This window comes from Bradyrhizobium sp. UFLA05-153 (genome assembly GCF_054185185.1).
Genome location: NZ_JBBIAM010000027.1, coordinates 57,041 through 69,303, shown reverse-complemented (window position 1 = coordinate 69,303; position 12,263 = coordinate 57,041). Strand labels below are relative to the sequence as shown.

Annotated in this window: 10 protein-coding genes; 9 read left to right on the top strand and 1 reads right to left on the bottom strand. The window is 65.8% G+C overall.

The window, feature by feature from the left end:
* Positions 1-9 precede the first annotated feature (9 nt).
* The 8 genes from Q2941_RS18290 to Q2941_RS18255 all read left to right on the top strand — a co-directional run bounded on the left by Q2941_RS18290 (position 10) and on the right by Q2941_RS18255 (position 8,736).
* Positions 10-2,529 (top strand): circularly permuted type 2 ATP-grasp protein, encoded by a 2,520-nt coding sequence (locus Q2941_RS18290; RefSeq protein WP_027528213.1) that lies wholly within the window; start codon positions 10-12, stop codon positions 2,527-2,529.
* Complete coding sequence (locus Q2941_RS18285) at positions 2,526-3,404, top strand: transglutaminase family protein (protein WP_458193329.1); 879 nt, start codon at positions 2,526-2,528, stop codon at positions 3,402-3,404. Before Q2941_RS18290 ends, Q2941_RS18285 begins: the two co-directional genes overlap by 4 nt.
* A 181-nt stretch (positions 3,405-3,585) precedes the next feature.
* Positions 3,586-4,413: an HD domain-containing protein gene (locus tag Q2941_RS18280; RefSeq protein WP_254106964.1), complete on the top strand. Its 828-nt coding sequence runs from the start codon at positions 3,586-3,588 to the stop codon at positions 4,411-4,413.
* 129 nt (positions 4,414-4,542) lie between these two features.
* Positions 4,543-5,436, top strand: coding sequence for an alpha/beta fold hydrolase (locus tag Q2941_RS18275; protein ID WP_458193328.1), 894 nt, complete (start codon positions 4,543-4,545; stop codon positions 5,434-5,436).
* A gap of 118 nt (positions 5,437-5,554) precedes the next feature.
* On the top strand, positions 5,555-6,181 hold the full coding sequence (gene folE, locus Q2941_RS18270; protein WP_458193327.1) for a GTP cyclohydrolase I FolE: 627 nt from the start codon (positions 5,555-5,557) through the stop codon (positions 6,179-6,181).
* A 25-nt stretch (positions 6,182-6,206) separates the two neighbouring features.
* The gene (locus Q2941_RS18265) at positions 6,207-7,730 is read left to right on the top strand and encodes an FAD-dependent oxidoreductase (protein WP_458193326.1); all 1,524 of its coding nucleotides are present in this window, start codon (positions 6,207-6,209) and stop codon (positions 7,728-7,730) included.
* Positions 7,731-7,860: 130 nt separating this feature from the next.
* Entirely contained in the window at positions 7,861-8,436 is a 576-nt protein-coding gene (locus Q2941_RS18260; protein ID WP_027528207.1) for an HdeD family acid-resistance protein, read from the top strand.
* A 75-nt stretch (positions 8,437-8,511) separates the two neighbouring features.
* Entirely contained in the window at positions 8,512-8,736 is a 225-nt protein-coding gene (locus Q2941_RS18255; RefSeq protein WP_027528206.1) for a lipopolysaccharide assembly protein LapA domain-containing protein, read from the top strand.
* Between the two features lie 9 nt (positions 8,737-8,745).
* Here Q2941_RS18255 and Q2941_RS18250 read toward each other — a convergent pair whose 3' ends face one another.
* On the bottom strand, positions 8,746-10,485 hold the full coding sequence (locus Q2941_RS18250; RefSeq protein WP_458193325.1) for a methyl-accepting chemotaxis protein: 1,740 nt from the start codon (positions 10,483-10,485) through the stop codon (positions 8,746-8,748).
* 305 nt (positions 10,486-10,790) lie between these two features.
* On the opposite strand from Q2941_RS18250, the gene Q2941_RS18245 reads away from it, so the two are divergent.
* The gene (locus tag Q2941_RS18245) at positions 10,791-12,173 is read left to right on the top strand and encodes an ethanolamine ammonia-lyase subunit EutB (RefSeq protein ID WP_458193324.1); all 1,383 of its coding nucleotides are present in this window, start codon (positions 10,791-10,793) and stop codon (positions 12,171-12,173) included.
* Positions 12,174-12,263 lie beyond the last annotated feature (90 nt).

The following is a 12,263-nucleotide window of genomic DNA, read 5'->3' as shown; positions in this document are numbered from 1 at the left end:
GAGTGGTGCATGGGCGAAGGCGCGACCGACGGAGAAGGCCAGGCGGGCAGGCGCCTCAGCCAGCGCCGCGTCGCGCAATGGGTCCGCGACTATAGCCGTCTGCCCGGCATCCCCGACGAATTCCTGGGTCCCGATGGCGCTCCGCGCGCCGTCTGGAGCCGTTTCTTCGACGCCTTTGGTGCGCTGGCGCCCGACGAGATCGAGCGGCGCTTTGCCATGGCCGACCGCCATTTGCGCGAGGCCGGCGTCACCTATCGCGCACCGGGCGACAGCGCCGACCGGCCCTGGTCACTCAGCCACCTGCCGCTCCTGATCGACGAGGCCGACTGGCAGCAGCTCTCGGCCGGCATCAAGCAGCGTGCCCAGCTACTCGAACTCGTGCTGCGTGACATCTATGGCGAGGGCAGGCTGGTCGCCGAGGGTGCGCTCCCTGCCGCCGCGATCGCCGGCAGCCCCGAATATCTGCGGCCCGTCTGCGGCGTGGCGCCGCCCGGCGGGCGGTACCTGTCGATCTACGCCGCCGATGTCGGCCGCGGGCCCGACGGGCGCTGGTGGGTCCTCGGCGACCGCACGCAGGCGCCGTCCGGGGCGGGCTACGCGCTGGAGAACCGCCTCGTGCTGTCGCGTGCCTTCGCCGACCTCTACAAGTCGATGAACGTGCCGCGCGTTGCGCCGTTCTTCGAGGCGTTTCGGGACTCACTTCGCGCCAGCGCCGATCGCGACGAGCCGCGCATCGGCGTGCTGTCGCCCGGCAGCTTCAGCGAGACCTACTTTGAGCACGCGACGCTGGCGCGCTATCTCGGCTTCCTGCTGGTCGAGGGCGACGATCTCGCGGTCAGCGACAACCGCATTCACATCCGCACCGTCGCAGGCCTCAAGCGGCTCGACGTGCTCTTGCGCCGGGTCGATTCCAATTCGCTCGATCCGCTCGAGCTCGATGCGTCCTCGCGGTTGGGTGTGCCCGGGCTGGTCGACGTGTTGCGCAAGGATGGCGTCGTCGTCGCCAACATGCCCGGCTCGGGCGTGCTGGAGGCGAGGGCGTTGCTCGGCTTCCTGCCGGCGTTGAGCCGTCGCCTGCTCGGCGAGGAATTGAAGATGCCGCATATCGCGACCTGGTGGTGCGGCCAGCGCTCGGCGCGCGAGGAGGTTTTGGCACGGCTCGACGAGGTCGCAATCGAGGGCGCCTATCGCCGTGGCGTTCCCGGCTTCCACAGCACGGGACCTGTGCTTGCGAGCGAGCTCGACGCATCCGAGCGCCAGCGCCTGATCGACGCCATCGGCGGGCGCGGCATGGATTATGTCGGCCAGGAGGTGGTGCGGCTGTCGACGATGCCTGTGTGGGAGCAGGGGCAACTCACGCCGCGCCCCTTCGTGCTGCGCGTGTTCGCTGCCGCCACGCCCGACGGCTGGACCATCATGCCCGGCGGCTTCTGCCGGATCGCCGAACAGGCCGACGCGCGCGCCGTCTCGATGGGCGATGGAGCGCGTGCCGCCGACGTCTGGGTCGTTTCGGAGAAGCAGGTCTCGACCGCGACGCTGCTGCCGGCAACTGACAAGGTGCGGATCCGTCGCATCGCGGGCGTGCTGCCGAGTCGTGCGGCGGACAATCTGTTTTGGCTCGGCCGCTATCTCGAACGCGCCGAGGCCACGCTGCGGCTGGTGCGCGCGCTCGGCTCGCCGATGCGCGGGCCCAACAACAAGGGCGCATCGGCCGCGATGCAGTCGGCCGAGCGCATCCAGCGCATCCTCGTCGCCTGGGGCGCGATCTCCCAAGCCTCGCGCACGGCTCCTGGACGGATTGCCGCCGAAGCACTGCAAAGCCCTGACCGTTTCGGCTCTGCGCTGTCGCTGGTGCGGGCCGCGCAACGCACGGCAACCGGCCTGCGTGAGCGCTTGTCGCCCGATGCCTGGCAGGTGATCACCGAGATGGCCGAGCGGCTCGCCTATGAGGTCGAGGACGACGACAGCGTGCTCAGCGCTGCCGAGCTCACCTTGCAGGAGCTCGCGAGCTTCGCCGGCCTTGCGCAGGAGAACATGAATCGCGCTGCCGGCTGGCGTTTCCTCGACATGGGGCGCCGCGCCGAGCGCGCCATCAACACCACGCGCTTCGCGCGACAGTTCGCCTATGACGAGGCGGGCGATGAGGACCTCGACGTGCTACTGACGCTGGTCGATTGCCAGATCACCTATCGCTCGCGCTATCTGCTGGCGCCGGTGCTCGCGCCGGTACGCGATCTCGCGGTGCTCGACACCTACAATCCGCGCTCGGTCGCCTTCCAGGTCGCAAGCCTGAACGAGCACATCGCAGCGCTGCCGAGCCTGAAGGAGTACGGCCTGATCGAGAAGCCGCAACGACTTGCAGTCGCCGTGCAGGCGATGCTCGCCACAGCCGAGGCGGAGAAGCTCGAGGTCAAGTCGCTGTTCTCGCTGGAGCAGGACTTGCTCAACCTGGCGGAGGCGATCGGGCTGCATTACTTCCCGCATGGCCCCAATGCCAGCCGGCCGGAAAAGCTGACGGGGCTGGCGTGATCTACGACATCCGTCACGTCACGACCTATTCCTACGAGAGTCCGGTCAGCTTCGCCCGCTGCACGCTACGGCTGGAGCCGAAGAGCGGCGACGGGCAAGAGCTGATCTCGCACCACGTCGAGATCCGGCCGCGGCCTGCGGACCGCCATGCCAGGCGCGATTTCTTCGGCACGCTGACCGAGAACGTCGTGATCGAAGTTTCGCATCGCAATTTGCGCATCGATTCCCGCTCCCGCGTGTCGGTGTCGCGAAATCCGCCGCCGCGCGATGCCTTCAGTCCGCCCTGGGAAAGCATCCGTGACATCGCTTTCGAGGCGACGAGCCTCGGGCCATCGTCACCGGTCGGCTACGTGTTTGCGAGCCCTCTGGTGCCGGTGCTGCGTCCCGTCAGCGCCTATGCTGCGATGAGCTTTGCGCCCGGCGGCGGTATCCTCGCCGGCGCCGTCGATCTGATGCATCGTATCCGCAGCGAATTTCGCTACGACCCGAAGGCGACGGTGATCTCGACGCCGCTCAACGAGGTGTTCGACAAACGCCACGGCGTCTGCCAGGACTTTGCCCATGTGATGATCGCCGGGCTTCGCGGGCTCGGGCTGCCGGCGGCCTATGTCAGCGGCTATTTGCGCACCATCCCGCCGCCCGGCCAGCCGCGCCTGCAAGGCGCCGATGCCACGCACGCCTGGGTGTCGCTATGGTGCGGGTCTGAGCTCGGCTGGGTCGGGCTCGATCCGACCAACGATCTCCTGGTCGCCAACGATCACATCGTGCTCGCGGTTGGCCGCGACTTCTCCGACGTCTCGCCGGTCGACGGCATCATCGTCGGCTCGCCGAAGCAGAAGCTCGGCGTCGCCGTGGACGTGCTGCTGGTGGAGTAGGAATTGTCACCAGATGCACCGCTGACCACGGGAAGACCGTCGCGCAACACAAATCTTTTCGCTACGTCTCCATTGGAGATTTGGTCAGCCGGGCCGAGATGGGCTATGCTGCCCCCGGGGCGAGGAGAAACGAGGCGTCAGGAGTTGGCGTGGGAACACCACCGACGACGGGGCTGCATCCATGATCACGTTACCGAGACTGGCTGCCGAATCTCTGGAAAAGCTGCTCGGCTCGTTCATGCGTCGCCGGTACGACGAGTCCTCCGCGAGGACGATCGAGGGCGCGACGCGTACCGCGATGGAATGTATCGGCAACAGCGATGCGCTCTATCACAATATCGAGCATACAATGCTCGTGACACTGGCGGGCCACGCCATCCTGAATGGCCGATATCTCCATACCCACATGGAGGCGGAGGATTTCATCCACGTCCTGATCGCCTGCCTTGCCCATGACATCGGCTATGTGCGCGGCCTGTTCGAGGAGGATGATAAGGATGGCTTCCTGATCGACGCCGCCGGCACCAAGATCGCGCTGCCGCGTGGTTCCTCCGATGCCAGCCTGATGATGTATCACGTCGACCGATCGAAGCTTTACGTGATGCGGCGGCTGCAGCACATTCCGGGGCTCGACCCGGAGCGCATTGCGCGCGCCATCGAAGGCACGCGGTTTCCGGCCCGGGACGGCCAGGACTACGATGCCGACGCCTCGATCCTGCGCGCTGCTGATTTTATCGGCCAGCTCGGCGATCCCAACTACCTGCGCAAGGCCAACGCGCTCTACTATGAATTCGAGGAGGTCGGTATCAACCGCCAGCTCGGCTACGACTCGCCCGCCGACATCGTGCATCGCTATCCGCAATTCTATTGGGACAGCGTCGCTCCGCATATCCAGACCGAGATCGGCTATCTCAACCAGACCGACATCGGCCGGCAGTGGATCGCCAACCTCTACAGCAACGTGTTCCGCGCCGAGCGCGACATTCCGCTGTCGGGACCGCAGAAGTAGGTCGGAGCCTTGTAGCCGCGTAGCCCGCATGAGCGGAGCGACATGCGGGTTGCTCGCTCCGCGGTCCCGGATATCGCTACGCTCATCCGGGCTACAATATCGTTTTTTTGCAAGAGGGTTGTCGCAAGAATGCAACCGAAAACAGTGATCGCCGGCGTTCTCGAAATCGCCTATCTCGAATTCGGCGCGCCGGATGGCTGGCCCTGCATCATGGGCCATGGTTTTCCCTACGACGTCCACGCCTATGCGGAGACCGCGCCGCTGATCGCGCAATCCGGTGCGCGGGTGCTGGTGCCGTCGCTGCGCGGATACGGCGGGACGCGGTTTTTGTCCGACAAGACGTTGCGCTCGGGCGAGCAGGCGGCGCTCGGCGCTGACCTCCTGGCGTTCATGGATGCTCTGAAGATCGAGCGCGCAATGGTCGGCGGTTATGACTGGGGCGGGCGCGCGGCCTGCGTGGTCTCGGCGCTCCATCCGGAGCGCGTGGTCGGGCTCGTCTCCGGTAATTCCTACAACATCCAGAACATCGCGCGATCGATGGAGCCGGCTTCGCCGCCGGAGGAAGCCGCGCTCTGGTATCAATATCTCTTTCACAACGAACGCGGCCGGCGCGCGCTGGAGCGCAACCGGCGCGGCTTTGCCCGCCAGCTCTGGTCGATGTGGTCGCCGACCTGGGCGTTCGATGATGCGACGTTCGACCGAAGCGCAGCTGCCTTCGACAATCCGGACTTCGTCGACGTCGTGATCCACTCCTACCGGCATCGCTATGCGCTGGTCGAGGGCGATCCCGCCTATGCGGCAATCGAGGCACAGCTTGCCATGCAGCCGCCGATCCGCGTGCCGACGATCGCGATCGACGGCGATCACGACGGCGTCATTCGTGGCACCGCCCATCACGCGCACAAGTTCGAGGGCTCTTTCGAACGGCGCGTGTTCAACGGGGCAGGTCACAACCTGCCGCAGGAGCGGCCCGCCGAATGGGCGCAGGCCGTGCTCGACCTGCGCAAGGCCGCAAACAGGTAAGCCTGGTTCCGAGCCGCGCTGATTTTTCCCCTATCCCCGGAACCTTTTTCCGTTGGCGCCGTCCAAGCCTTGGTACCGCGCCGCAATTGCCAGCGGCTAGTCAGGGGGAGGAGTTCATATGGAACGACAAGCGCGACGGCTGGAACGCGTTGCACTCGCGCAAGCGCCGGCGGAGGTCCCGAGCCAGGCGGAGGTCGAGGACGCCGTCCGCACCATGATCCGCTGGGCGGGCGATGATCCCGCACGTGACGGCCTGCGCGAGACGCCGGACCGGGTGGCGCGTGCGTTTCGGGAATACTTTGCCGGCTACGCGCAGGACCCGACCGAAATCCTGCAAAAGACTTTTGAGGAGATCGAGGGCTATGACGAGATGATCGTGCTGCGCGGCGTTCGCTTCGAGAGCCATTGCGAGCACCACATGGCGCCGATCGTCGGACGTGCCTGGGTCGCCTATATTCCGCAGGGGCGCGTCGTCGGCATTTCCAAGCTCGCGCGGGTGGTCGACATCTACGCCAGGCGCCTCCAGATCCAGGAAAAGATGACGGCGCAGATCGCCAACTCGATCAATGACGTGCTGAGGCCGCAAGGCGTCGGCGTGATTATCAAGGCCACGCATCATTGCATGACCACGCGCGGCGCGCACAAACCGGGCACCGATCTCGTCACCAGTCGCATGCTCGGCGTGTTTCGCGATAACGCGTTGACGCGGCAGGAGCTGCTGGGCCTCGCCAACTCGGACGATTGAGACGCAAAGCCACGGGAGACGGCGCATGAGCGATGAGAAGAAGCCGAGTGGACCCGATCTAGCCAAGGGCGTGAACCTCGCCGATTTCAACAACGGAAAGCTGCTCGGCCATGTCGGTGGCGAAGACGTTCTCCTGGTGCAGCTCGGCGCCGAGGTCGTGGCGATCGAACCGGCTTGCACGCACTATCATGGTCCGCTCGCCGAGGGGCTCGTGGTCGACGACACCATCCGATGCCCCTGGCATCACGCCTGCTTCTCGCTGCGCACCGGCGAGGCGGTCGCAGCGCCGGCGCTGAATGCGCTGGCGGTCTGGGAGGTCGAACGCGAGAAGGACGAGATCATCGTGCGTCGCAAGCGAGAGGCGCCACCACGGGCCGCGCCGCATCGCTCCGCGCCGACGCCGGACCGGTTTGTCATCGTCGGTGGCGGCGCGGCGGGATTTGCAGCGGCCGAAATGCTTCGCCGCGAGGGCTTTGCCGGCAGCATCACCGTGCTCAGCAACGACAGTGCCTTGCCGGTCGACCGGCCGAACCTGTCGAAGGACTATCTGGCTGGCAATGCGCCGGAAGATTGGCTGCCGCTCCGGCCAGAGGATTATTACGCGGACGCAGGCATCGAGCTCAGGCTCGACACTTCCGTCGCCGCGCTCGATCCGAAACAACGTCATGTGACGTTGGGCAACGGCGACAAGGTGCCGTTCGACCGGCTGCTGCTGGCGACCGGCGCCGAGCCCGTGAAGCTACAGATTCCTGGTGCCGACCAGCCGCATGTCCACACCCTGCGATCGGTCGCCGACAGCCGTGCCATCATCACGGCAGCGGGCAGCGCCAAACGCGCGCTGGTGATCGGGGCGAGCTTCATTGGCCTCGAGGTCGCCGCCTCCTTGCGGGCGCGCAAGCTCGAGGTTCACGTCGTCGCACCGGAGGAACGGCCGATGGAGCGCATCCTGGGAGCCGAGATGGGCGATTTCGTCCGTGCTCTTCATGAAGAGAACGGCGTCCATTTCCACCTCAGGGACACCGTGGAAAAACTCGATGGCCGCCGCGCGCACCTGAAAAGTGGCGGCGTGATCGAGGCAGACCTCGTGGTGGTCGGCATCGGTGTCAAGCCGCGCCTCGAACTGGCCGAGCGGGCCGGGCTTGCGATCGATCGCGGCGTGACGGTCGATGCTTACCTCGAAACCAGCGCGCCCGGCATCTTTGCGGCCGGCGACATCGCGCGCTGGCCGGACCCGCATTCTCGGACCAACATTCGCGTCGAGCACTGGGTGGTTGCCGAGCGGCAGGGGCAGACCGCGGCGCGAAACATGCTCGACCGGAGCGAACGCTACGACGCCGTGCCGTTCTTCTGGAGCCAGCATTATGACGTGCCGATCAATTATGTCGGCCATGCCGAAGGCTGGGATGACATCAAGATCGACGGCAGCATCCCGAGCAAGGACTGCCTGCTCCGGTACCGGAAAGGCGGCCGCGTGCTCGCGGTCGCGTCAATTTATCGCGATCTCGACAGTCTGAAGGCCGAGCTTGAGATGGAGGGGTCGCGCGCCTGAAGCGCGCCTTGGCGGCCTTGACCTGTATCAACGGTGGCGCCTGCGGCGGCTGCTCTTCTGGCTGTCGCCCCCGCCGGGCTCATGCTATCCTGACGTGTGCCGTGGGGGCTCGCATGTAGGAGTGGCCGTCATGACAACTGCTTCGGATATGTCTCACAGACTAGGCTTGGGCTCCGGCATCGCGGCGTTGCGCCCGAAATGGGGCTGGATCGTCGCGCTCGGCGTCGTCTACGTCATTGCCGGCTTCATTGCGCTCGGCAGCGTGGTGATCGCGACGGTCGCGAGCGTGCTGGTGGTCGGCGTTATGATGATCGTGGCTGGCGTGACCGAGGTGATCGGCGCTTTCCAGATGAAGAGCTGGGGCAAGTTCCTGATCTGGGCGCTGCTCGGCGTTCTCTACGTCATCGCGGGCTTTTTGACCTTCGAGAACCCGCTGTTTGCTGCGGTGCTGCTGACCCTGTTCCTCGGTGCCTCGCTGATCGCTTCCGGCGTCGTCAGGCTGTTTCTTGCCTTCAGCATGAAGCGGGAGAGCCCCTGGATCTGGGTCGCGCTCTCGGCCGTCATCACGCTGTTGCTCGGCCTGTTGATCCTGGCTCGCTGGCCGGTCAACAGCGTCTACATCCTCGGCCTGTTCCTCGGCATCGACCTGATCTTTGCCGGCGCGGGCTGGCTGAGCCTCGGCTTCAGCCTGCGGCGCGGCACTTAAGGCGCGCGAGGAAGGGCTGATTTTCAAGTCGCGGTTGACCGCGCGATCCTGCGCGCGGCCGAAGGGGAGTGCTTCATGCGTTGGGTCTATCTCGCCATCATCATCCTGTTCGCGGTCGCGATCGTGGTGTTCGCCGCGCAGAATTTCGAGACCGTGACGGTCTCGTTCTTCAGGGTGAACCTCAGCCTGCCGCTCGCGGTGCTCACCGTCGTCGTCTATCTGCTAGGCGCGGTGACCGGCGGAAGTCTGTTCGCGCTGCTGCGACGCTCCTACAAGGGCTCCTGGCGCAGCGTCGAATGATGCGGGGAGCTAGCTCGCCTTGGCGATGTGGCGCTCGGCCGGGCCCGAGCGCAAATTCTGGAAGAATTTTTCCACCTCGCGCGACAGGGTTTCGGCCGTTGCGGTCAGGCTGCCTGCCGCGGTCAGCACGGAGGTTGCCGCGGTGTCGGTCTCGCCGATGGCGTCGCGCAGCGAGGTGATGTTGGCGACCAGGGTCTCGTTGCCTTGCGCAGCGGATTGCGCGTTGGCGGAGATTTCGCGGGTCGCGGAGTCCTGCTGGCCGATGGCGCCTGCGATGGCCGAGGTGACGTCGTTGATCTCGCGCACAGCGCCGCCGATCTCGCGCACGGCCTCGACCGCGTTGCGGGTCGAGGACTGGATCATGCCGACGTTCTCGCTGATCTCCGCGGTCGCCTTCGCCGTCTGCCCCGCGAGCGCCTTGACCTCATGGGCGACGACGGCAAAGCCGCGGCCGGCGTCGCCGGCGCGCGCCGCCTCGATGGTGGCGTTGAGCGCGAGGAGGTTGGTCTGCTCGGCGATCGCCTGGATCAGATTGAGCACACCGTCGATGCGCTGTGTGGCGGCTGCCAGGCTCTCGATCTCGGAGATCGATTTCTCGGTGCGCTGGCCGGTCTGCTCGACGGCGCTCGCCGATTGCCGCACCTGACGGCCGATCTCCTCGACGGAGACCGACAGCTCTTCCGCCGCACCCGCCACCGCCGTGACGTTGTGCGAGGCCTGCTCGGTGGCGCTCGCCGCCGTGCCGGCGCGCGTGCTGGCATCTGCCGTGACGCGGGTGATGGTCTTCGCGGTCTCGCGCATGGCGGACGCGTTGTCGGCAAGGCCCCGCATGACCGCGCCGATCGCTTCGCGGAAGGCCTCGACCGAGGTCTCGATGTGGCGGGCGCGCTCGTCGCGGGCCGCGGAGTCCTGGGAGACCTGAGAGGCGAGGTTGCGATTGCGGTCCATCGCCTCCTGAAAAATCCGGATCGCGCGCGCCAGCGCGCCGATCTCGTCGGCGCGCTCGGTATGCGGCACCACGACATTCTCTTCGCCGTCGGCGACCCGCTTGATGGTCGCGGTGATCGCCGAGAGCGGACGGGCGATCGAGCGCGCGATGATGACGATGCCGATGACGACGAGCGCCAGCGCGACGCCGCCGAGGCAGGTCAGCACGAATGAGAGCGTGCGATTGGTCTCGGTCTCCTGCGCAATCTGCCTGGCGCGCTGGGCGTAGACCTTGGACAGCGCCTCGAGATCCTTGTTCAACGCCAACCGCACGCTGCGATTGGCGTCGTTGTCGCCCCATTCGCGGCCAGCAGCCGGACCGATCTCATAGGCGCGGCGAACCAGTTCTTTCCGGAAGTCGATGAATTGCTCGATGCGCTTCTTGAACGTTGCGAACTGCTCGGCGTCGTCGGTCCTGACGATGGCTTCCCAGCCCTTCACCACGCCGAGGATCTCGTCGTTGAACTTGAGCAGACCGTCCCCGAACTTCTTCACGGCCTTTGGATCCGTCGACATGTAGACGCCGCGGGATTCCATCACCACGGCGTAAACCAGCGAGTTGACACGCTCGACGTTGAGCGCCGCCGCGTTCGCGGTCTCGATCGCAGCCGTGAGCTCGGCACCGCGGCGGCTGTTGTAGTCCGACAGCACCGCGATCCCTGCGGTGAGCAGCGCAAACAGTGCGAAAATCGAATAGAGCCTGGTGGCAAGGGTGAAACGGCCTGCCAGGCCGGCGGCATTCCCAGTGCGGTCAGTTGTCATGGCTTCCAGCGATCCGAATGGCCTTTAGGTGCGATCGGCAAGCACGAACGGTAAAATTGATACAAAACTATGCAGAATGAAGGTGGACGCGCCGTTAACGCGCCCGGGTTGCGTGTCCGTCCTTTGTCTTAGAAAATACAAGGGATATCAGTCTGTTGGAGACGCTGTCGGTTTTGGGCAATGCGCGTCCGGGGATCGGCATGCCATGCTGCAAAGATCGGCATGCACGGCTGCCGTCAGGCACGTATTCCTCGGAGCTGGATTAGTCTGCATCGGCCGTTGGCCGACTGACGCCGGAGGGGCTTTTGGTCTACCGCCACACCATCGATGCCACGAACTATGTTTTCGCCGATCTGCGCGACCTCCTGGCCAAGGCGACCCCGCCTCGCTCCGGTGACCGGCTGGCCGGGATCGCGGCTGCCAGCGCCGAGGAGATGATCGCGGCGCGGATGGCGCTCGCCGACGTTCCGCTTGGCCAATTCCTCCAGGAAGTGGTGATCCCCTATGAGGCCGACGAGGTCACGCGCCTCGTCATCGATACCCACGATAAGAAGGCCTTCGCGCCGGTGGCCGCGCTTACCGTCGGCGGCTTCCGCGACTGGCTGCTGTCGGACGCCGCGACGACGGAAGGTTTGCGAAAGCTGGCCCGCGGCATCACGCCGGAGATGGCGGCCGCGGTGTCGAAGCTCATGCGCAACCAGGATCTGATCCTGGCGGCCCGCAAATGTGAGGTGATCACATCGTTCCGCAACACCATCGGGCTGAAGGGGCGGATGAGCACGCGGCTCCAGCCCAACCATCCCTTCGACGACGCCAAGGGCATCACCGCCTCGATCCTTGACGGCATTCTGCTCGGCGCGGGCGATGCCTGCATCGGAATCAACCCGGCGAGCGACGACCCCGCGACCATCGGCCAGTTGCTGCGGCTGCTCGACGAGATCATCTCGCGGCTCAACATCCCGACCCAGAGCTGCGTGCTCACCCATGTGACGACGACGCTGTCGCTGATCGGGCAGGGCGTGCCGGTCGACCTGGTGTTCCAGTCGGTCGCCGGGACCGAGGCCGCCAACCGCAGCTTCGGCATCGATCTCACTTTGCTCGGCGAAGCCCACGAGGCCGGGCGGTCGCTGAGGCGCGGCACGGTCGGGCAGAACGTGATGTATTTCGAGACCGGCCAGGGCTCGGCGTTGTCGGCCAATGCCCATCACGGCGTCGACCAGCAGACCTGCGAGGCGCGGGCCTATGCGGTCGCCCGCGCGTATCAGCCCCTGCTGGTCAACAGCGTGGTCGGCTTCATTGGCCCGGAATATCTCTATGACGGCAAGGAGATCATCCGCGCCGGGCTCGAGGATCATTTCTGCGGCAAGCTGCTCGGCCTGCCGCTCGGGGTCGACATCTGCTACACCAACCATGCCGAAGCGGACCAGGACGACATGGACAATCTCCTGACGCTGCTGGCTGCCGCCGGCGTCACCTTCATCATGGGGGTGCCGGGCGCCGACGACGTCATGCTGAACTATCAGTCGACCTCCTTCCATGACGCGCTTTATGTCCGCGACGTCTTCGGCCTGCACCGCGCGCCGGAGTTCGACGACTGGCTGGCGAAGAGCGGGATTGCGGGTGCCGATTTCCGGCTTGCTCGTGATGCGGGGCTGCTACCCGATTTTGCCTCACGCCTGATTGCTTGAAGCCGGCCCGAATTTCGCATGATCACGGACAATCAGCGTGAACCGGGGAAACCATTGCGGCGTCTCATGAATTAGGCCCATGCCACAATA